Annotated in this window: 17 protein-coding genes; 10 read left to right on the top strand and 7 right to left on the bottom strand. The window is 62.0% G+C overall.

Features of this window, described 5'->3' with window-relative positions; all coding sequences use genetic code 11:
* Positions 1–34: 34 nt before the first annotated feature.
* The 4 genes from dprA to FFM53_RS04235 form a co-directional block, all read right to left on the bottom strand.
* A complete protein-coding gene (dprA, locus tag FFM53_RS04250) occupies positions 35–1177 on the bottom strand; it encodes a DNA-processing protein DprA (RefSeq protein ID WP_138387539.1) in 1143 nt (380 codons plus the stop codon).
* Complete coding sequence (gene plsY, locus FFM53_RS04245; protein ID WP_072638785.1) at positions 1177–1797, bottom strand: glycerol-3-phosphate 1-O-acyltransferase PlsY; 621 nt, start codon at positions 1795–1797, stop codon at positions 1177–1179. Before plsY ends, dprA begins: the two co-directional genes overlap by 1 nt.
* A gap of 78 nt (positions 1798–1875) precedes the next feature.
* Positions 1876–3165, bottom strand: coding sequence for a dihydroorotase (locus FFM53_RS04240; protein ID WP_138387538.1), 1290 nt, complete (start codon positions 3163–3165; stop codon positions 1876–1878).
* The gene (locus tag FFM53_RS04235; protein ID WP_007626148.1) at positions 3162–4118 is read right to left on the bottom strand and encodes an aspartate carbamoyltransferase catalytic subunit; all 957 of its coding nucleotides are present in this window, start codon (positions 4116–4118) and stop codon (positions 3162–3164) included. The genes FFM53_RS04240 and FFM53_RS04235 overlap by 4 nt, the downstream gene beginning before the upstream one ends.
* Before the next feature lie 179 nt (positions 4119–4297).
* On the opposite strand from FFM53_RS04235, the gene FFM53_RS04230 reads away from it, so the two are divergent.
* Positions 4298–5956: an acyl-CoA dehydrogenase family protein gene (locus FFM53_RS04230; protein ID WP_129418772.1), complete on the top strand. Its 1659-nt coding sequence runs from the start codon at positions 4298–4300 to the stop codon at positions 5954–5956.
* A gap of 190 nt (positions 5957–6146) precedes the next feature.
* Here the strand turns inward: FFM53_RS04230 and vapC are convergent, their stop codons facing one another.
* From vapC to FFM53_RS04215, 3 genes are all read right to left on the bottom strand, one after another.
* Positions 6147–6536: a type II toxin-antitoxin system VapC family toxin gene (gene vapC / locus FFM53_RS04225; protein ID WP_138387537.1), complete on the bottom strand. Its 390-nt coding sequence runs from the start codon at positions 6534–6536 to the stop codon at positions 6147–6149.
* Complete coding sequence (locus FFM53_RS04220) at positions 6533–6742, bottom strand: type II toxin-antitoxin system VapB family antitoxin (RefSeq protein WP_003547469.1); 210 nt, start codon at positions 6740–6742, stop codon at positions 6533–6535. Before FFM53_RS04220 ends, vapC begins: the two co-directional genes overlap by 4 nt.
* 144 nt (positions 6743–6886) lie before the next feature.
* The gene (locus FFM53_RS04215) at positions 6887–9781 is read right to left on the bottom strand and encodes an Rne/Rng family ribonuclease (protein ID WP_138387536.1); all 2895 of its coding nucleotides are present in this window, start codon (positions 9779–9781) and stop codon (positions 6887–6889) included.
* Positions 9782–10404: 623 nt separating this feature from the next.
* Between FFM53_RS04215 and FFM53_RS04210 the strand changes: the two genes are divergently transcribed.
* From FFM53_RS04210 to dhaL, 9 genes are all read left to right on the top strand, one after another.
* A complete protein-coding gene (locus tag FFM53_RS04210) occupies positions 10405–11661 on the top strand; it encodes an N-acetylmuramoyl-L-alanine amidase (RefSeq protein ID WP_011651401.1) in 1257 nt (418 codons plus the stop codon).
* Between the two features lie 371 nt (positions 11662–12032).
* A complete protein-coding gene (locus FFM53_RS04205) occupies positions 12033–14492 on the top strand; it encodes a penicillin-binding protein 1A (protein WP_138387535.1) in 2460 nt (819 codons plus the stop codon).
* Between the two features lie 102 nt (positions 14493–14594).
* A protein-coding gene (prfB, locus tag FFM53_RS04200; RefSeq protein WP_012756997.1) for a peptide chain release factor 2 occupies positions 14595–15726 on the top strand; the annotation gives its coding sequence in 2 pieces (ribosomal slippage) (positions 14595–14663 and positions 14665–15726; 1131 coding nt in all).
* 340 nt (positions 15727–16066) lie between these two features.
* Positions 16067–17545, top strand: a complete 1479-nt coding sequence (locus tag FFM53_RS04195) for a sugar ABC transporter ATP-binding protein (protein ID WP_138388013.1) — start codon at positions 16067–16069, stop codon at positions 17543–17545.
* 43 nt (positions 17546–17588) lie between these two features.
* On the top strand, positions 17589–18593 hold the full coding sequence (locus FFM53_RS04190) for an ABC transporter permease (protein WP_011651405.1): 1005 nt from the start codon (positions 17589–17591) through the stop codon (positions 18591–18593).
* 88 nt (positions 18594–18681) lie between these two features.
* Entirely contained in the window at positions 18682–19668 is a 987-nt protein-coding gene (locus tag FFM53_RS04185; protein ID WP_138328227.1) for a substrate-binding domain-containing protein, read from the top strand.
* 58 nt (positions 19669–19726) lie between these two features.
* A complete protein-coding gene (locus FFM53_RS04180; RefSeq protein ID WP_011651407.1) occupies positions 19727–20497 on the top strand; it encodes an SDR family oxidoreductase in 771 nt (256 codons plus the stop codon).
* A gap of 22 nt (positions 20498–20519) precedes the next feature.
* A complete protein-coding gene (locus FFM53_RS04175; protein WP_138387534.1) occupies positions 20520–21515 on the top strand; it encodes a dihydroxyacetone kinase subunit DhaK in 996 nt (331 codons plus the stop codon).
* A gap of 14 nt (positions 21516–21529) precedes the next feature.
* Positions 21530–22180 (top strand): dihydroxyacetone kinase subunit DhaL, encoded by a 651-nt coding sequence (gene dhaL, locus FFM53_RS04170; protein WP_138387533.1) that lies wholly within the window; start codon positions 21530–21532, stop codon positions 22178–22180.
* The last annotated feature ends 15 nt before the right edge of the window (positions 22181–22195 follow it).

Here is a 22195-nt window from a genome sequence, read left to right as displayed (position 1 = left end):
ATTCGAAAGCCGCCACCCGATGTCGTACTCAGGTTCAATCTGAAAGCGAGACGAGGCCGCCCTGATGCCGGTGCAGCCTGCCGGCGATATCAAGCTCCAGAAGGATGAGATAGACCGCGGATGCCGACAGGCCGGTATGGCGGATGACGTCGTCGATCTCGACCGGCGTCGGCCCGAGCGCATCGATGATGCGGTTTCGATCGGAATCACCTGGTGGCACCGACATTGCCTTGCCGTCAGGTGCCAGTTCCTCCGCCATCGATGACGGGAACAGCTCGAATTGCGCAAGCGGCGCCAGGGCCTCGATGACATCGGCGGGTGCGGTGACGATCGAAGCGCCGTCCTTCAGCAGGCCGTTGGTGCCATGGCAGCGCGGATCGAGTGGCGAGCCAGGCACGGCAAACACCAGGCGGCCGAACTCGCCGGCAAGCCGCGCCGTGATCAGCGAGCCCGAACGCGTCGCCGCTTCAATGACGACGAGGCCGAGCCCGATGCCGGCGATCAGCCGGTTTCGGCGTGGGAAGTCGCGGGCGCGGGGTTCCCAGCCGAAGGGCATCTCGCTCACCGCCAGGCCATTGCCGCCGGTTATCTCTTCGAGCAGGCCGATATTCTCCGGCGGGTAGGGTTGGTCGAGGCCGCCGGCGAGTGCTGCGATCGTGCCTGTGTCGAGGCTTGCCCGGTGGGCGGCGGTGTCGATGCCGCGTGCCAGGCCGGAGACCACGGTGTAACCCGCCCGGCCGCAGTCACGCGCCACCATCGCTGCGAATTTCGCGCCTGCGATCGAGGCATTGCGCGAGCCGACGATGCCGACGGCCGGTCGTTTGGCAGCGGCAAGTGTGCCCTTGACGGCCAGAAGCGGCGGCGCGCCGTCGATCTGCTTCAGCGCTTGCGGATAGTCCGGCTCACCGATGCCGACGAAGCGGGCCCCGAAGCGACGCGCCGCCTCCAGTTCCCGATGCGCCTCGGCCTCGCTGGCGATGCGGATTGCCCGTGTGGCGCCGCCACGCGCCGAAAGCTCCGGCAGTGCGGCAAGTGCTGCCTCGGCCGAACCGAAATGATTGATGAGGTCACGAAAGGTGGCGGGGCCGATATTGTCGGAACGGATGAGGCGCAGCCAGGCAATTCTTTGCCGCTCGGTCAGCACGACGCCTTTTGGTTCGGCGTTCAGCGCATCCATTATCCCTTCGCCCCGATCTTGCTTTCCGTCCCGCCCATCAGGCGAGAAATATTTGCCTTGTGCTTCCAGTAGGAGATGAGGGTCATGATTGCCATCACTGCCGCAACTTTTTCGTTGCCCAATATCCACAGGGCAACTGGAATGACAAGCATGGCAACCAGCGCCGACAGTGAGGAGTAGCGGGTGGTGAAGGCGACCGCCAGCCAGACGGCGGCGAAGAGCACGACCATGATCGGCGCGACGCCGAGCAGGGTGCCGATATAGGTGGCGACACCTTTGCCGCCCTTGAAGCCGATCCAGACCGGGAAAAGATGGCCGATAAAGGCGAAGAAGCCGGCGATGATCGCGGCTTCCTCACCGAGGAAATAGCCGACGACCCAGGCCGCGGCCGATGCCTTCAGCGCATCGAGCAGCAGCGTCGCCGCGGCGAGCGTCCGGTTTCCTGTTCTCAGTACATTGGTCGCGCCGATATTGCCGGAGCCGATGCTGCGCACGTCGCCGAGGCCGGCGGCGCGCGTGAGGATCAGGCCGAACGGGATCGAGCCGAAGAGATAACCGATAACGGCGGCGGCAAGCGCGATCGGCAGCGTGATCTGCCATGACATGAGATTGGATAACATATGTCCCCTCAGCCTCTCCGTGGCCTATCCTCGAGTCAGCCTTCTCCCGTTGCGGGATGGACGGCGATCGTGTCGGTTCTAAATTGCGTGGACAAGCTTTCCCGAGACGTATGTCGCGACCGCCCGCCCACTGAAGCGCGCATCCTCGAACGGCGTATTCTTCGAGCGGGAGAGAAGCATGTCTTTGGCGACAAGCCAAGGCTCATCGAGATCGATCAGCGCGATATCGGCCGCAGCGCCGGGCTTCAGCGTGCCGGCATTCAGGCCGAAAATCTGAGCGGGGCGGGTCGACATAGCGTCGATCAGGCGCATTAGGCTCACCTGGCCGCCATGATGAAGTCTGAGCGCTGCCGCCAGCATGGTTTCGAGGCCGATCGCGCCATCCTCTGCCTCGCCGAAGGGCAGGCGCTTCGTATCGACATCCTGCGGGTCGTGCGAGGAGACGATTATATCGATCGCACCGCTCGCAACGGCGTCGGCCATCGCCACCCGGTCGTCTTCCGGGCGCAGCGGCGGATAGAGCTTGAAGAAGGTGCGGTATTCGCCGATGTCGTTTTCGTTGAGCGCCAGATTGTTGATCGAGATGCCGCAGGTCACCTTGGCGCCGCGGCTGCGGGCACGCTCGATCGCCTCGACCGATTCCGGCACCGAGATCATCGCGGCGTGATAACGGCCGCGCGTCAGATGCGCGATCCTGAGATCGCGTTCGAGCGGGATGAGCTCGGCTTCCTTTGGAATGCCGGAGAGCCCGAGCCAGCTGGCAAAAAGCCCCTCATGCATGACGCCGTTGGCGCCGAGATATTTGTCGCGCGTCTCGCAGGAGACGACGGCGCCGAATTCGCGCGCATAGGTCATGATCCGGCGCAGCACCTGCGTGTCGTGGACGCTGGAATGGGCATCGGTGAAGGCAACGGCGCCCGCCTGCATCAACAGGCCGATCTCCGTCATCTCCTCGCCGGCAAGGCCCTTGGTGATGGCGGCTGCTGGATAGACGTTGACGTCGGCCGTATCCCGCGCCGTCTTCTTGACGAATTCGACGAGCGCGATGTCATCGATGATGGGATCGGTGTCCGGCATCATGATGATCGAGGTGACGCCGCCGGCCGCCGCCGCCCGGCTCGCCGAGGCGATCGTCTCACGGTGCTCGCCGCCGGGTTCGCCGACATGGACGCGCGCATCGACAAGGCCGGGCGTCGCGACAAGGCCCGTGCAATCGCGGATGACGGCGCCTTCCGGTGCACCCTGGTTTTGCGCCTTGTGGCCCGCGGCGAGAATCACGCCGTTTTTGGCAATGATCGTCCCGACCTCGTCGAGATTGCGCGACGGGTCGATGATGCGGACGTTCTTGAGGACGATCGGGTTGCTCATGCCATCATTCCATCGCTTCGGGGACCCTGGTTCTGCGAGACGAGCAGCGTCTCCATGACGGCCATGCGCACCGCGACCCCCATCTCCACCTGTTCGGCGATCACGCTCTGCGGCCCGTCCGCCACTTCCGAAGCGATTTCGACGCCGCGGTTCATCGGGCCGGGATGCATGACCAGCGCATCCTCCTTGGCCGCCTTCAGCGTTTCGGCGTCGAGCCCGTAGAAGTGATAGTATTCGCGCACTGAAGGCACGAAGGCGCCGGACATGCGCTCGCGCTGCAGCCGCAGCATCATCACCACGTCGGCGTCCTTCAGCCCTTCCTTCATCGAATGGAAGACCTCGACGCCCATCTCGGCGATGCCCGCAGGCAGGAGAGTCGCGGGCGCAACGACACGCACGCGGGCGCCCATGGCGTTGAGCAGCAGGATATTGGAGCGCGCCACCCGCGAATGCAGCACGTCGCCGCAGATCGCCACGATGATGCGCGACAGCTTGCCCTTGGCGCGGCGGATCGTCAGCGCGTCGAGCAGTGCCTGGGTCGGATGTTCGTGCTGCCCGTCGCCGGCATTGACGACCGAGCAGGAGACCTTCTGGGCAAGAAGGGCGGCCGCACCGGCGCTCGAATGGCGGATCACCAGCACGTCGGGGCGCATCGCATTCAGCGTCATTGCCGTATCGATCAGCGTTTCGCCTTTCTTCACAGAGGAGTTGCCGACCGACATGTTCATGACGTCGGCGCCGAGCCGCTTGCCGGCAAGCTCGAAGGAGGCCTGCGTGCGGGTTGATGCCTCGAAGAAGAGGTTGATCTGCGTCAGCCCGCGCAGCGTCGACGTTTTCTTCTCTCTCTGGCGGCTGATCTTGACGGCCTCGTCCGCCTTGTCGAGAAGATAGGTGATATCCTGCTCGGTGAGGCCCTTGATGCCGATGAGGTGGCGGTGGGGGAAAAAGACCATGACCCTGCCTCTTGCTGTCTCTGGCGGGTCTATAAAGAGTGCTGCCCGCCGGGGCAAGCATGTGCTGTGGGCAAAGGCTTATGTCCCCATGCATTTTCGCCCGAATTCCGATAGAGCAGAATGAACCGAATCATAACTTCCGGTTTCCCTTTGCCGGGCTCTTACACTAGAAGCGAATTATGACCTCCGCCAACCGGACTGACGACAAACTCGCAGAACTCAACCAGCCGAGCCTGTGGTCCGGCATCAACGCCTATCGGTCCGATCCGCTGATCGTCGACCTGACGGCGGCCCTGCCGCGCGGCATCCGCGAAGACCTGGAAAACATGGGCCGCTACGTCACCTCGCCGGAGGCGCAGGAGATGGCGCGCATGGCAAACCAGGGCGCGCCGCAGCTGCGCACCCACGGTCCGCGCGGTGAACGCCTCGACGTCGTCGAATTCCATCCTGCTTGGCATGCATTGATGCGCCGTTCCATGTCGGTCGGCCTGCATTCCTCCGTCTGGGATCCCCAGGCCGATACCGACGCCAAGGACGAGGCCCACAAGGTTCGCGCCGCGCGGTTTTATCTGACGTCGCAGCTGGAATCCGGCCATCTTTGCCCGCTGACGATGACGAGCGCCTCCGTTGCGGCGCTCTCGGCTTCGCCCGCGGTCCAGAAGGACTGGGCGCCGAAAATCCTCTCGCGCAAATATGATTCGTCGAACAAGCCCGCCATGCAGAAATCCGCCGTGACCATCGGCATGGGCATGACGGAAAAGCAGGGCGGCACGGATGTGCGCGCCAACAGGAGCGCTGCCGAAAAGGTCAGCGAGGGCATCTACCGGCTGTCCGGGCACAAGTGGTTCATGTCGGCGCCGATGAGCGATGCCTTCATCATGTTGGCGCAGACGAAGGAGGGGATGGGCTGCTTTCTCGTGCCCCGCCTTCTGGAGGATGGTTCCGCCAACGGGCTGCAGTTCCAACGGCTGAAGGACAAGGTCGGCAACCGCTCCAACGCCTCTTCCGAGGTGGAATTTACAGACACGTTCGGTTTCCTGCTCGGTGGTCCGGATGCCGGCATCCGCACCATCCTCGACATGGTGACGCTGACCCGGCTCGACTGCGCGCTGGCCTCGTCAGGCATGATGCGCGCCTCGCTCGCCGAAGCCGTGCACCACACCCGCGGCCGCAGCGTCTTCGGCAAGATGCTCGTCAACCAGCCGATCATGACGCGCGTGCTCGCCGACATGGCGCTCGATGTCGCCGCCGCGACGGCACTGTCCTTCCGTCTTGCCGACGCCTTCGACAAGGCGCGCGGCAATGCCGAGGAGGCGGCCTATGCCCGCGTCATGACGCCGGTCGCCAAATACTGGTGCTGCAAGATCGCGCCTGCACTGATCTACGAGGCGATGGAATGCATCGGCGGCAACGGCTACATCGAAGAGCGCCCGATCGCCCGCCATTACCGCGAGGCTCCCGTCAACGCCATCTGGGAGGGCTCCGGCAACGTCATGGCGCTCGACGTGCTGCGCGTGCTCAACCGCGGCAAGGATCTGTTCGAAACGGTCTTCGCCGGCCTTGCCCGCGATCTCGGCCCTGCCGGCAAGAAGACCATCGACGTGCTGCGCGCCGCAATCGCGCTGTGCGAACAGGATGAGGGCGCCGCGCGCCTGCTCGTCGAGCAGCTGGCGCTCGCCGCCGGTGCCGCTGAGCTCTATCGCCTGGGGGCAGGGCGCATTGCCGATGCCTTCATCGAGACGCGTCTTGCCGGCGGCTGGCGCTCCACCTACGGCATGCTCGATTCCCGCTTCGACGCCAGCTATATCGTCGACCTGCTCTATCCCCCGGCCGCCTGATCGCCGCCGAGGGATGATGATCGCGCTTCGCTGAGTGGAACCAAGCGATATAGAAGCGCTTTGCGCCGTCTCGTTACCCTCGATGGCGGCCGTTGATGCCGCTCATCTGTCGGGATGGTAGGATGGCGAGAGCACCTGTTCCTCACTTTCCATGGGGAGCAACCGATCTGTCCGATCGGGCTCTCTGAAGTCAGGCGATCCTGAGGCCGAGATGCTCGGTCATCGGATCGAAGTCGCGATCATCGTGCAAGAGCGCATAGCCTTCCTCAATGCAGAAGGTGCCGATGATCACATCGATGGTCTTGCGCACCGTGATGCCGCGTTCTCGCAGCAGGCGATAGTTACGAGCCGCCTTGACGGCGAGGCTGTCGCCAAGCATCGGGCGGACTGTGAACTGGCGTAGGCTTTCTTCGACCACCGTTGCATGGCGTTCATTGCGCGCGCCCTGAAGCACTTCCAAAAGGATCAGGTCCCCGACAACAATATCCAGCGGATCCTCGATGTTCTGCAGCCGCCATCTGGCGGCGCTTTCTATCCCACGCAGATGCGCAATCCAGACCGAACTGTCGACGACGATCACCGTTTATCGTCGGGCCGGTCGCGACGTATCACGTCCAGGTCGCCTTCCCAACCTATTCCTGCAAGGTTTGCGATGGCATTGCCACGGCGGTGCCTCTCGACAAGATTTTGCAACGCTTGTTCGACGGTGGCCTTTTTTGTCGCCAGTCCGGTGGCGGTCATTGCCGCGTCGAGCAAGGCATCATCGATATCTATATTTGTCCGCACGATCGCGCCTCATGTGTATGAATATCGCAAAATATACACATCTGCGCCACGTTATTCAAGCTCGGCCACGAGCCCTCGTCATAAACGAAAATCCGGCCACGTCGCCGCGGCCGGATTTCAGTGTTTACGTCCGAAAATCAGCGTTCAGAAGAAGCCACGGCGCTGCCACCAGCCGGCTTTCTTGGGCTTGCCGTCATCGCCTTCGCCATTCTCGACGCGGGTGGATTTCACCGTCGGCTCGGAGGAGGAGATGTTGGATTCGCGGTTGGCGCGAACCGGCTTTGCTTCTTCCTGAACGGCCGTTTCGAGATCGGCGGAGGCTTCCACCAATTCCGGTTCGGGCTCGACCGCAGGGGCCGTCTCTGCAACCGGTTCCTCGACCGGCGCTGCAACCGGTTCCTCGACCGGCGCTGCAGCCGGTTTGCGGCGGCCGCGGGCACGGGCGGGCTTCACCTCTTCGGTTATGACAGGCGCGCTCTCCACGGCTGCCATCGCGGCCTGGCCTTCGTCGGCCTGTTCGGCAATCGCTTCGACCGCTACGGCTTCGCCCGGAGCGCCGTCGTTCGAAACGTCGTCGCCTTCGTCCTCGTCGCCACCATTGTCTTCACCGGCTTCGCCAGCCGTCAGTTCGGAACCATCCTCGGCGCGATTGCGACGGCCGCCACGCTTGCCGCGACGGCGGCGCTTGCGGCGCTGCGATTCCTCGCTTTCAGCGCGTGTCTCGGGCGTGGCTTCGGTGTTTTCATCACCTTCGCCGCCCTCGTCGTCGCCGTCCTCATCCTCGTCGCCGGCTTCGCCTGCCGATACCGGCTGTTCGGCATTGCCGTTGCGGCCGCGGCGGCGCCTGCGGCGCTTGCGCTTGCGATTTCCGTCGGCTTCGCTTTCCGCGCGGGCCGCAACGGGCCGCTCGGAAACGGCCGGCTTTTCCTCGAGTTCCTCGTCTTCCTCCTCATCCACTTCGATGACGATATCGTCGTCGTCATCCTCGGGAATGGCTGCGAAGTTGAAGAGGGTTTCAATCTTGACCGGGTTTTCCACCGGCTCGCCGCGATCGATCGCGAAATGTTGCGCGCCGACCGAGCCGTCCGCATCGATCATGATCGCGACGCCGAAGCGGCTCTCATAATCGACGATCGTCTGGCGCTTGTGGTTGAGCAGGTAGAGCGCGATGTCAGGCGTGGTGCGCACGGTGATGTTGTGCGTGGTGTTCTTGAGCAGATATTCCTCGATGCCGCGCAGGACATGCAGCGCGACGGAGGACTGCGAACGCACATGGCCGCTGCCGCCGCAATGCGAGCACACCTGCGTGGTCGATTCGAGAACTGAAGCGCGGATGCGCTGGCGCGACATTTCGAGCAGGCCGAAATGCGAGATCCGGCCGACCTGGATGCGGGCGCGGTCGTTCTTCAGGCATTCCTTCAGCTTCTTCTCGACGGCGCGGTTGTTGCGCTTCTCTTCCATGTCGATGAAGTCGATGACGATCAGGCCGGCAAGGTCGCGAAGGCGAAGCTGGCGGGCGACTTCGTCTGCAGCCTCGAGGTTCGTCTGCAGCGCGGTGTCCTCGATCGAATGTTCGCGGGTCGAGCGGCCGGAGTTGACGTCGATCGAGACCAGCGCTTCGGTCTGGTTCATGATCAAGTAGCCGCCAGATTTCAGCGTCACCTGCGGCTGCAGCATGCGGTCGAGCTGAGCCTCGATGCCGGAACGCGAAAAGATCGGATGGATGTCGCGGTAGGGCTGAACCACCTTGGCATGGCTCGGCATCAGCATCTTCATGAAGTCTTTCGCTTCACGATAGCCTTCTTCGCCGGAAACGATGACTTCGCTGATATCCTTGTTGTAGAGGTCGCGGATCGAACGCTTGATCAGCGAGCCTTCCTCATAGACGAGGCAGGGAGCGGTGGACGCCAGCGTCAGCGTGCGCACATTCTCCCAGAGGCGCATCAGATATTCGAAGTCGCGCTTGACCTCGACCTTGGTGCGGTTGGCACCGGCGGTGCGAAGGATGACGCCCATGCCCTGCGGCACCTCGAGCAGGCGCGCAATTTCCTTCAGGCGCTTGCGGTCGGCAGGATTGGTGATCTTGCGGGAAATGCCGCCGCCGCGCGCCGTGTTCGGCATCAGCACGGAATAGCGGCCGGCGAGCGAGAGATAGGTGGTAAGGGCTGCACCCTTGTTGCCGCGCTCTTCCTTGGCGACCTGCACGAGCAGGATCTGGCGGCGCTTGATGACTTCCTGAATGCGGTACTGCTTGCGCGGCTTGCGCTGCACGCGGTCCGGCACTTCTTCCATCGCGTCTTCGGCGCCGACGGATTCGATGACTTCCTCTTCACCGTGATCGTCATCGTCGTCGTCGTCATCGTGGCGACGCTTGCTGGTATCGACGTCCTCGGAGATCGAGTCAGTTTCCACCATCGCGGCCATCGCGCCGCCGGTCGAACCGTCATCCTCATTGTCGACGCTCGAAGCGCCTTCGGCTTCGACGTCTGTGGGAACAGCGTCCTCGGTCGCGGTCGTCTCGGCAACCGGTTCTACGACCTTCTTGCGGCTGCGGCGCGGCCTGGCCTTCTTGGCCGGCGCTTCCTCGGTGGCCTCGGGTGATGCCGCGGCCTCTACCGCTGCGGTCTCTTCCGTTACGGCAGCCGTTTCCGGGGTCTCTGCCGGCACGATGCCGACATCCGGCTGATCCTGCTTGGAAAGATCGACCATCGGCGCGGTTTCGACATGCTCGACGTCTTCGTCGCGGCGATGCTCCTCGGCTTCGGCCCGAAGCAGTGCCTGACGGTCGGCAAGCGGTATCTGATAATAGTCGGGATGGATTTCGGCGAAGGCCAGGAAGCCGTGCCGGTTGCCGCCGTAATCGACGAAGGCGGCCTGCAGCGAGGGTTCGACCCTCGTTACCTTTGCAAGATAGATGTTGCCGCGGATCTGCTTCTTGTGCTGGGACTCGAAGTCAAATTCCTCTATGCGGTTCCCGCGAACGACAACGACGCGCGTCTCTTCCTCGTGAGACGCATCGATAAGCATTTTGTCTGCCATGTAAGCTGTGCTCCTCGGCGTGGCCGCGAGAGCGCATTCCCGACTGCTGTTGAAACAGAAAGAATGCGGTCCACTGTGGCCGCGCCGGATAATGAAAGTCGCGCCTGATGCGAGGGGGAGGGCAGCAGCCAGACCGCAGCCGGAACCATTTCGGTCCGGGGCCTGTACACTTCAGATAAAACCTGCTGCGAAACCATCAACAACCAAGCGTGATCGACAAATACGAAGACCCGTTCGGGTCCGATGAGTTTGCTCCCTGAGAGCGTGGTGGCTGATCCACCAATGAATTCCGACAATAAGCCGGAAAATCAGGATCCAGTTCTAGGGATTAAGCGCATGAGACGGCGGACGATGACCGGTGTGGCGCCAGGTCCTGATCTGGCTGGCAGCCTTTGCGGCGACTCTATCCCGTCAACACTTTACCCTGAAATTCGTTGTATGTTTTCTGTGTCACAATAGCAAGGGAAAAGCCAAATGTGCCATAATATTGATGGATTTCGCAACGCATACAAACTGGGGATAAAGTGATCGCGATTCGGCAGGCTGCAGCGGGTGTTTCGTCACAGGACGTTGGCCGCAGCCGCGTCGGGTCCATTGCAATACAGATAGGGTGTGGCGGTTTATTGTTTAAGAGGGCTCGGATCGCGGCGAAATCCGCAGCGCGGCGATCGACATTCGCAAGGCGGGTTCTGGCGGCGCTTTTGGCTGCTAGTCTGCTGCCGGCCGCTGCCAGCTCTGTCGAAGCCAGGGATCCGCTGCTTGCCTACGGTGCGCGCATCGTCGGCGACGACGCAAGGACCCGCATCGTCATCGATTTCGATCGCGAGCCGCGTTTCTCAGTCCACTATATCGCCAATCCCGAACGCATCGTTGTTGACTTGCCGGCGACAGCCTTCGGTTTTCCGGCGAAAGATCTCGCCGCCCGCGGCCTGTTCAAGGATATCCGCTACGGCAAGATGGACGAAGAGAGCGCCCGCATCGTGCTGACGACGGCAGGGCCGGTGAAGCTGGCGCTTGCCAAGGTGCAGGCCGATGAGACGGGCAACGGCCATCGCTTGGTGCTCGATGCGGAGATGATCGACAAGAAGGCCTTTGCCGAACTGGTGAAGACGCAATCCTGGAGCGATCGGACCGAGGCAGCGCAGACGACGAGCGCCATTCCGGCACCGCAAAAGGCTGCTCCCGGCGATTTCGTCATCGCCGTCGACGCCGGCCATGGCGGCATCGACACCGGCGCGATCGGCGTCGACACCAAGACCGAGGAAAAGCAGGTGACGCTTGCCTTCGCCAAGGCTTTGACCGACCGCTTGAACAAGGAACCGGGCATCAAGGCTTTCCTGACGCGCGAGGACGACGAGTTCCTGTCGCTTTCGCAGCGCGTGCTGATCGCCCGCCAGAACCATGCTGGCCTCTTCATTTCGCTGCATGCCGATACGCTGAAGCAGAAGGATATCCGCGGCGCCACCGTCTACACGATCTCCGACAAGGCATCCGACAAGCTCGCCGCCGACCTTGCCGAACGCGAAAACCTCTCCGACCAGATCGCCGGCAAGGAGACGGTTGCCGAGCCGCCCGAGGTTGCCGACATCCTGCTCGATCTGACGCGGCGCGAGACCCAGGCCTTCTCTATCTCGCTGGCCGAGAGTGTGCTGAATTCTTTCAAGGATCAGGTCGGCACTATCAACAATCCGCACCGCCATGCCGGCTTCCGCGTGCTGCAGGCGCCCGACGTGCCGTCGATCCTTCTCGAGATCGGGTTCCTCTCGAATGCCGAGGACGAGAAACTGCTGCTCGACGAGGCTTGGCGCGGCAAGATCGCCGGTCTCTTGACCGACGCAGTCAAGCGATACCGCGCCGCCGTCATGGCGAATGGCGGCTGACGGCCGCCCAAAAATCTGTAGCGGCTGCGGCACGGCGGCCGCATAAAAACAAAGATTCATAAAAACAAATATTTAAGTGCGCCGCATGAATCAAATTCTGAGCAAGATACCTCAGATTGGCGGCGGCGACGGGCGTTGCTTGGATGTGACAGTTCTAATGAAACGCGGCCGCAGCGGTGAATGCGGCGCAGGAAGCCCTATTTTGCTCACATTCGCGCCGTTACTCCGGCTTATGTTTCGCAGCCTGAGGCGCGGAATCGGCTTGTGGCGGTAGCGCTCATAGAGTAAGCCGCGCAACGTGCAAATTGCCTTGATCTGTGCAATCGTTGCGGCTGCGCCGATTGAAGATCGAAAAGACCGGTAGCTGAAATATGGTTAGACTTTTTGGATATTTCTTCGGAATGGCCTGCGTCCTGTTTCTGGTCGCGGCGGCGGGTGTTGCCATCTATCTCGCCAACGTCGCGAAGGATCTCCCGGACTATGCCGTTCTGAACAGCTATGCGCCGCCGGTGACCACCCGCGTCCATGCCGGCAACGGCGCTTTGATGGCCGAATACGCCAAGGAAAAGCGTCTCTTCCTGCCGATCCAGGCCGTCCCAGACCGCGTCAAGGCCGCGTTCCTGTCGGCCGAAGACAAGAATTTCTACAATCATCCGGGTGTTGATCTCACCGGTCTCGGCCGCGCAATCCTCGTCAACCTGCAGAATTTCGGTTCCGGCCGCCGCCCGGTCGGCGCCTCGACCATCACCCAGCAGGTGGCCAAGAACTTCCTTTTGAGCTCGGACCAGACGATCGACCGCAAGATCAAGGAAGCGATCCTCTCCTTCCGCATCGAGCAGGCCTACAGCAAGGACAAGATCCTCGAGCTCTATCTGAACGAGATCTTCTTCGGCATGAATTCCTACGGCATCGCCGGCGCCGCTCTCACCTATTTCAACAAATCCGTAACAGAACTGACCGTCGCCGAGGCCGCCTATCTCGCCTCGCTGCCGAAGGGGCCCGCCAATTACCATCCCTTCCGCCATCCGGAAGCTGCGCTCGAGCGTCGCAACTGGGTGATCGACCGGATGGTCGAGAACGGCTATGTCAGCCAGCCTGACGGCGAGGAAGCCAAGAAGCAGCCGCTCGGCGTCACCGCCCGCACCACCGGCCCCTCGCTCTTTGCTTCGGATTATTTCGCCGAAGCCGTGCGCCGCCAGCTGATCGACCAGTACGGCGAAAAGGTCCTCTATGAGGGCGGCCTTTCGGTGCGCACGTCGCTCGATCCGCAGATGCAGATCGCTGCCCGCAAGGCGCTGCAGGACGGTCTGGTCACTTACGACGAGCGCCGCGGTTTCCACGGCCCGATCAAGCAGATCGATGCGAGCGGTGATTGGGGCAAGGCGCTTGCCGATATTCCCGCACTGTCCGATGTGCCGGAATGGCGGCTTGCCGTGGTACTCGCCGTGTCAGACAGCACCGTCGACATCGGCCTGCAGCCGGCCAAGGATGGCAGCGGCAAGGTTGCGGCCGACCGTCAACGCGGCACGATCGACGCCAAGAACATGCAGTGGGCCTTCCGTTCGGCCGACGGCGCCCGCAAGACCACGAAATCGCCGGTCGGCGCCGTGTCCCCCGGTGACGTTGTCTATGTCGCAAAGCTCGGTGACGACGCGTCGACCTCTTATCGCCTGCAGCAGCCGCCGAAGGTGCAAGGTGGCCTGGTCGCCATGGATCCGAAGACCGGCCGCGTGCTCGCCATGGTCGGCGGCTTCTCCTACGCCCAGTCCGAATTCAACCGCGCCACCCAGGCGATGCGCCAGCCGGGCTCCTCGTTCAAGCCTTTCGTCTACGCGGCGGCGATGGACAATGGTTATACGCCGGCTTCGGTCATCATGGACGCGCCGATCGAAATCGTCTCGGGCGGCCAAGTCTGGAGGCCGGAAAACTACGGCGGCGAATCCGGCGGCCCGTCGACATTGCGTTCGGGCATCGAGCATTCGCGCAACCTGATGACGGTGCGCCTCGCCAACGACCTCGGCATGAACATCGTCGCGGAATATGCCGAGCGCTTCGGCATTTACGATCACATGATGCCGGTTCTCTCCATGTCGCTCGGCGCTGGCGACACGACGGTGCTGCGCATGGTCTCGGCCTATTCGGTCATCGCCAATGGCGGCAAGCAGATCAAGCCGACATTGATCGACCGCATCCAGGATCGCTACGGCAAGACGATCTTCAAGCATGAGGAGCGTCTCTGCGAGGGCTGCAATGCCGGTGACTGGCAGAACCAGGAAGAGCCGAATGTCGTCGACAATCGCGAAACCGTTCTCGATCCGATGACCGCGTACCAGATCACCTCGATGATGCAGGGCGTCATCCAGCGCGGCACCGCTGCCGGCAAGATCGATCTCGGCGGTCGCGACGTCGCCGGAAAGACCGGCACCACCAATGACGAGAAGGATGCCTGGTTCGTTGGCTTCACCCCGGATCTGGTCGCCGGCCTCTATATGGGCTTCGATACGCCGGGCCCGCTCGGCCGCGGCGGCACCGGCGGCGGTCTCTCCGCCCCGATCTTCAACGAATTCATGCAGGCTGCCGTCAAGGACACGCCGGAATCGAAATTCGTCATTCCATCAGGCATGAACCTGATTTCGATCGACCGCAAGACCGGCATGGCGGCTGGCGAAGGCGATCCGAACACCATCATCGAGGCCTTCAAGCCCGGCACCGGCCCGGCCGACAGCTTCTCCGTGATCGGCATGGACAGCACCATGGCGCCGGAGGAAATCCTGAAGACCTCGCCGCAGGCGAACCAGGCCGTCCAGACCGGCACGCCCGGCCTGTTCTGACCGAGGCCTGAATTTTGCACGCCCGCCGCGGCCCTTTACATCCGCGGCGGGCGTCTCTATGTCACCAGCACCTGAAGAAGACCGAGACAGAGAAGCAGGAAAATGCGAGCGGAAATCGAAAACGTGGTCGATGAAACCAAGCAGGCTATCACCCTGCTGAGGAGGCATCTTTGACTGGGACCAGGCGATAAGACGGCTGGACTGGTTGAACAACAAGGCAGAGGATCCGAACCTCTGGAACGACGCTTCCGAAGCGCAGAAGCTGATGCGCGAGCGCCAGCAGCTCGATGACGGCATCAACGGCGTCAAGCAGCTTGAGCAGCAGCTGAACGACAATATCGAGCTGATCGAGCTTGGCGAGGAAGAGGGCGACCAGAGCGTCGTCAAGGAAGCCGAGGATACGCTGAAGGCCTTGAAGGCCGAGGCCGCGCGCCGCCAGGTGGAAGCCATGCTCTCCGGCGAAGCTGACGGCAACGACACCTATCTCGAAGTCCATTCCGGCGCCGGCGGCACCGAAAGCCAGGACTGGGCGAACATGCTTTTGCGCATGTACACCCGCTGGGCCGAACGCCAGCGCTTCAAGGTCGAGCTTCTCGAAGTCCATGACGGCGAAGAGGCGGGCATCAAGTCCGCGACCCTGCTCGTCAAGGGCCACAATGCCTATGGCTGGCTGAAGACGGAATCGGGCGTGCACCGCCTGGTGCGCATCTCGCCCTACGACAGCAATGCGCGTCGCCACACCTCCTTCTCGTCGATCTGGGTCTATCCGGTTGTCGACGACTCGATCCAGATCGAGATCAACGAAAGCGACTGCCGTATCGATACCTACCGTTCGTCGGGCGCCGGCGGCCAGCACGTCAACACCACCGACTCGGCCGTACGCATCACGCATATCCCGACCGGTATCGTCGTACAGTGCCAGCAGGAGCGCTCGCAGCACAAGAACCGCGCCAAGGCCTGGGACATGCTGCGTGCCCGCATGTATGAAGCCGAATTGAAGAAGCGTGAGGACGCCGCCAGTGCCGAAGCCGCTTCCAAGACGGAGATCGGCTGGGGTCACCAGATCCGCTCCTACGTGTTGCAGCCCTACCAGATGGTCAAAGACCTGCGCACCGGCGTCGCCAGCAGCGCGCCGGACGACGTTCTCGACGGCGACCTGAACGAGTTCATGGAAGCAGCACTCGCTCACCGCATCAGCGGCGCCGCCGACGCGGTTGTCGAGGATGTCGACTGATCGGATTGACGATGGATTGAAATAACAAAGCCCCGGAGACGGGGCTTTTTTTGTTTTGGAAGGCTGCAGTCCTGCCCGCTTCAGCGGCTCGATCGTCGAGGCGATCATAGCTCTGGTTCGGCGTAAGAACTTATCATTTCACCTCATCGAGACGATCGATCGCCTTGACGTTTTCGGCGGAAGGTCCGCTGAGCCGCCCTCGCATTTATATGTTCGACACTGACTTGACATTTGTCGAGTCGATGTCGAATAATGTCATTGTCGATATCGGGGCTGGAGATCACCGATGTCGATCGGCTCCCGCCAATCGGTTGCCGGTGCATGTGTGGAGGAGAAGAGGGTGGAGCTTTTGCTGGATGTGGAAGGGCTGAAGAAGTCCTTTGGTGGTGTCGCGGCATTGCGCGACGGCCGCTTCGAACTTCGCGCCGGCTCGGTCCACGCACTTTGCGGCGGTAACGGCGCAGGCAAGTCGACCTTTCTCAAGATCCTCATGGGTATCCATAATCGCGATGCTGGCTCGATCCGCCGTCGTGGCAAGGACGTGGACTTTGCCGGTCCCGCCGACGCGCTCGCCTCCGGCATTGCCATCATCGAGCAGGAGCTGAGCCCGGTTCCGCACATGACGGTGGCGGAAAACATCTATCTCGGCCGCGAGCCCTCGACACGTTTCGGCGGTATCGATTTCCGGACGATGAACCGCTCCGCCCAAGGGCTTCTCGACGATCTCGAATTCGATATCCGCGCCACCCAATACATGATGAACCTCTCCGTTGCGCAGATGCAGCTCGTCGAGATCGCCAAGGCGCTAAGCCACGATGCTGAGGTCATCTTCATGGATGAGCCAACCTCGGCAATCGGTGAGAAAGAGGCTCAGCAGCTCTTCGCGGCCATCCGGCGCCTGAAGGCGCAGGGACGCGGCATCGTCTATGTCTCGCACCGGCTTTCGGAAATCTTCCAGATCGCCGATTCCTATACCGTGTTTCGCGACGGCGCCTATGTCGGCAGCGGAGATCTCAAGCAGATCAGCCGTCCGGATCTCATCCGGATGATCGTTGGCCGGGAACTGGCCGAGGAATATGTCAAGACCAACACGCCGACATCCGAAACCGGCCTCGAGGTTACGGCGCTGAGTTGCCCGAACAAGATCGAGGACATTTCCTTCTCCGCCCGCAAGGGCGAGATCTTCGGCATCTACGGGCTGATGGGCTCGGGGCGAACCGAGATCTTCAATTGCCTTTTTGGCCTCGAAAAATCTTCCGACGGCAGGATCATCGTCGACGGTGCCCGCATCTCGGTGTCGAAGCCGGCGGATGCGATGGCAAGTGGCCTGGCGCTGGTGACGGAGGATCGCAAGCTCACGGGCCTCAATCTCTCTGACTCCGTTCGTGCCAACATCTGCATGGCAAGCTTACCGGAGATGAGCCCTTCCTTTGCCATGAGCCGCCGCCGCGAGGCCGAGGCCAGCCGCCGGATACAGGCGCAATTTCAGATCAAGGCCGCCCGGGACACCATGCCGGTCTCGGGACTGTCAGGCGGCAATCAGCAGAAAGTGGTGCTCGGAAAATGGTTTCTGCGCAATCCGAAGGTGCTGCTCCTTGATGAGCCGACACGTGGCGTCGATGTCGGCGCCAAGCGCGAAATCTACCGCATCATCTGTGATTTTGCCACGGCTGGCGGAACGGTCGTGATGATCTCATCGGAAATCGACGAAGTTCTGGGCATGTCGGACCGTATCATGGTGATGCGCGCCGGCAGGAGCGCGGGAATTTACAGCCGGGAGGAAACGGATGCCCAATCACTCGTCCACCTATCGACCTGATCAGGATCAGGTCATCCTTACGGCGCCAGAGGAGCAAGCAAGAGTGTCAGAGAGCGACGATAGCAATGCCGGCGGCTGGTTCAGTTCGGATCGGCGGCGACTGTTGATTCAGGAATACGGTATCTTTCTCGCTTTTCTGCTTCTCGTAGTGGTCCTTTCGTTCTCGAACGAGTTCTTCCTGACCGGCGGCAATATTTCCAATGTGCTGCTGCAGACTTCGATCAACGGCGTGCTTGCCATCGGCATGACTTTCGTGATCCTGACCCGCGGCATCGATCTTTCGGTCGGTTCCGTCGTGGCGCTTGCCGGCATTGTCAGCGCCAGCTTCTCGACGACCTCTGCCACGGCGGCGATCGCCGGTGCGCCCTATCCGGTGGCCATCGGGCTTGCGGTCGGCATCCTGGTCGGCGTTGCCTGCGGCGCGATATCGGGGGCGATCGTCTCGCGATTTTCCGTTCCGGCCTTCGTCGCCACCCTTGGCATGCTTTCGGCCGCGCGCGGCTTGACGCTGATCTATGGCGGCGGTCGCCCTGTTCCCGCCCTGACGCCGGCCTTCCGGTGGATCGGCACCGGTGATGTCTTCGGCATCCCTGCACCCGTCATCATTCTCGCCGTCGTTTTCGCGGCTTCGTGGTGGATCCTCAGCCGGACGCGCTTCGGCCGCTACATCTATGCCGTCGGAGGCAATCCGCATGCGGCGAAGACCTCCGGTATCGACATCGGCCGCATCCGCTTCACTGTCTATGTCATTTCCGGCGGTCTTGCCGGTCTGGCCGGCATGCTGCTCAGCGCCCGTACGGGCTCGGCCTTGCCGCAGGCGGGTATCGCCTATGAGCTGGACGCGATTGCGGCGGTCGTCATCGGCGGCACAAGTCTGTCGGGCGGTGTCGGCCGGGTGACGGGCACGCTGATCGGTGCGCTCATCATCGGCGTCATGAACAACGGCCTCGATCTGATGGGGATCCAATCCTACTACCAGCAGGTGTTGAAAGGTGCCCTGATCGTCGGCGCCGTGATGCTCGACCAGAAGCGAACTTACGGGGCCTGAGCCCCATCGGAAACCGTGCCGGCCCTTGCCGGCGCGTTGCAGAGGCGAGCCATGCCGGCCGCTAAAACTTAAAGTGGAGGATATTGAAATGAGAAAGCTTATGATTGCGCTTGCTTCGGCAACTGCCTTGCTGGCCTCGTCGGCCGTGGCCCAGGAAAAGATCAAGATCGGGGCAGCTCCTTACGGCCTCAATGCGGAGTTCATGCAGATCTGGGCGGCAGCGATGCAGGAGCATCCTGCTGTCAAGAGCGGCGAGGTCGAGCTGACTGTTTTCGACGGTCGCTATGACGCGCTGGTTCAGCAGGATCAGTTCAAGACGATGGTCACGCAGAAATACAATGCGATCATCTTTGCACCGATCGACGTCGATGCGGGCGCAGCAGCCGTACAGTCGGCGGTGGATGCCGGCATTCCGGTGATCGGTTCGAACACCCGCGTCAATTCCGACCTGCTGACCTCCTATGTCGGTTCCGACGATACCATCTCGGGCTATATGGAAGCCAAGACCGTCCTCGACAAGCTTGGCTGCAAGGGCAATGTCGTCATCCTCGAAGGCCCGGTCGGTCAGTCCGCTCAGATCTCGCGCCTGGAAGGCAATAAGAAGGCGCTCGCCGAATGCCCTGACGTGAAGGTCCTCGAAGACCAGACGGCGAACTGGTCACGTGCCGAAGCGCAGACGCTGATGGAGAACTGGTTGACCGCGCACCCGAAACAGATCAACGGCGTGATCGGCCAGAACGACGAGATGGCGCTTGGCGCCATCGAGGCGATCAAGGCTGCGGGGCTCGATGAGAAGAGCTTTGCGATCGCCGGCATCGACGGCATCACCGACGCTCTTCGCGCCGTCAAGGCCGGCGAGATGACGTCGATCCTGCAGGACGCACGGGCACAGGCTCAGGGCGCTCTCGATCTTGCCATCTTCCACGCCAGGAAGGGCGACTACAAGCCGCAGTCCGATATCTGGGCGACCTACAAGGACATGCCGTGGAACGACGGCAAGGACAAGAACTACAACGTGCCGTGGACGCCGGTGACGGCCGAAAACGTCGACAAGCTGCTCGCGACACGTAAATAATCCATTTGGTGGGGCGGGTTCGCCCGCCCCATTTCTCAGACAAGCCGGGAAAAGATCCATGACCGATTCAAAACAGATTGATCTGAATTTTTCGCTGGGCGGCAAGGTCGCCCTGGTAACGGGCGGCGCCTCCGGTATCGGCGATGCCATCGCATCGGCATTTGCCGCCAAGGGCGCGGTCGTCGGCGTCATCGACATCAATGAAACGGTCGCGAAATCCAAGGCCGACGCCCTCGGAAATGGCGCGAAATCCTTCGTCTGCGACGTTTCCAACCCGCAATCGGTGGAAGCCGTCATCGCTGCGGCGCAGGCGGCCTTCGCCCATATCGACATCGTCGTCAACAGCGCCGGTGTCGCCATGCTCGCCCCCGCCGAGGATCTCACCCTGGAGGCCTGGGACAGAACCATCGACATCAATCTTAAGGGAACGTTCCTCGTCTCTCAGGCTGTAGGCCGGGTCATGCTCAAGGCCGGCAAGGGCGGTAGGATCATCAATATCGCCTCGCAGGCCGGCACGGTCGCGATCGATCAGCACGTGGCTTACTGCGCCTCCAAATTCGGCGTCATCGGTCTTTCCAAGACGCTCGCCGCCGAGTGGGGGAAACACGGCATAACCGTCAATACGATTTCGCCGACGGTGGTTCTGACCGAGCTCGGAAGAAAGGCCTGGGATAACCCGCGCGGCGAGGAGCTGAAGAAGCGCATCCCGACGGGACGCTTCGCCTATCCCGAGGAGATTGCTGCGGCGGCGGTGTTTCTGGCATCGAGCGGCGCCGAGATGATCAACGGCGCGGATCTTCTGGTCGATGGCGGCTATACCATTGTCTGACACGCGGAAAACAGGAGGAACCATGCAGCGGTTTATCAACAATCCGGACGAGGTCGTCGAGGATACGGTCAAGGGCTTCGTCAAGGCGCATGCCGATATGGTCAGGCTCGGCAACGGCAATCCGCGCGTCATCGTTGCGCGCCATGCGCCCGTCGCGGGCAAGGTCGGCGTCATCACCGGTGGCGGTTCCGGCCATGAGCCTGCCTTTATCGGCTATACCGGACGCAACATGCTGGATGCCGTCGCGGTGGGTGAGCTCTTTTCGTCGCCGACGGCCAAGAGTTTTCTCGATGCCGCGCGCGAAGCCAATGGCGGCAACGGCGTTGTCTGCCTCTACGGCAATTATGCCGGTGACAACATGAATGTGAAGATGGCGATCAAGCTCGCCGCCAAGGAAGGCATCACGATCGCGACCGTCGTCGCCAATGACGACGTATGTTCGGCCGGACCCGATGAGCGTGAGAAGCGACGCGGCGTCGCCGGCGAAATATTCATGTGGAAGTGCGCGGGTGCCAAAGCTGAGCAGGGGGCGAGCATTGAGGAAGTGCAGGCGACAGCGCAAAGAGCGATCGACAATTGCCGCTCCATCGGCATCGGCCTCGGTCCCTGCACGCTGCCCGCCGTCGGGCATCCCAACTTCCAGATTGCGCCGGGCACGATGGAGGTCGGCATTGGCCATCACGGCGAGCCGGGGGTCCGGGTCGAGCCGCTGAAGCCTGCCGCCGAGGTCGCACGCGAAATGGCCAGGATCGTTCTGGACGATCACGGCCTGGCATCCGGAACCGAGGTGGCCATCATCGTCTCCGGCCTTGGCGCGACGCCCTTGAACGAGCTCTATATCCTTCACGACACCATCGAAACCGAGATTACCGGGCGCGGACTGAAAATCTACAAGACCTATATCGGAAATTACTTCACCTCGTTGGAAATGGTCGGTGCGACGCTGACCGTCATGGCGCTTGACGATGAGTTGAAGACGCTACTCGACGTCGATGTCCACTGCCCGGCAATGCCTTGATGGGAGACAGGCGAATGCAGCAATTTGACAACGCGTCCTCGGGCGACATCGTTTTCTCGCTCGCGGATCGGATCATCGAGAATCGCGCTTATCTCAGCGAGATCGACGGCAAGATCGGCGACGGCGATCACGGGGTTAACATGGCCAAGGGATTTGGCATGGCAGCCGAACGGATCAAGGGCGCAGACATGTCGCTCGCAGAAGCTCTCGACACGCTCGGCACAGTGCTGATGACGGAAATCGGCGGCTCCATGGGACCGCTCTACGGCGTCATGTTCATTCAGTTCGCTGAAACGATTGAAAAGGCTGTACAGATCGATGCGGGGATGTTCAGCGCAATGCTGCACAATGGTCTTGAAGGTATTCAGGCGATCGGATCCGCGAAAGTCGGCGACAAGACCCTTCTCGATACGCTCGTACCCGCCATAGAGGCGTTCGATCTGGCCAATAGCGATGGAAAGTCGTTTGCGGAATCGCTGAATATTCTCGTTTCCGCCGCGGAGGCCGGCCGCGACAGCACCCGCGACCTAGTGGCCAGAATCGGCCGGGCAAGCAGGCTCGGCGAACGTTCGCTTGGCGTTCTGGATGCTGGCGCCACCTCCTGCGCGCTTATCCTCCAGTCGCTCGCACTTGGCGTCGAGGCAAAGCTTCGGCCATCCGCATAAAAACAGCGGGCTTTG

It is taken from the genome of Rhizobium indicum (genome assembly GCF_005862305.2).
Classification (GTDB): Bacteria; Pseudomonadota; Alphaproteobacteria; order Rhizobiales; family Rhizobiaceae; genus Rhizobium; species Rhizobium indicum.
The sequence above is the reverse complement of the archived record's forward strand: the minus strand, read 5'-3'. Positions and strand labels throughout refer to the sequence as shown.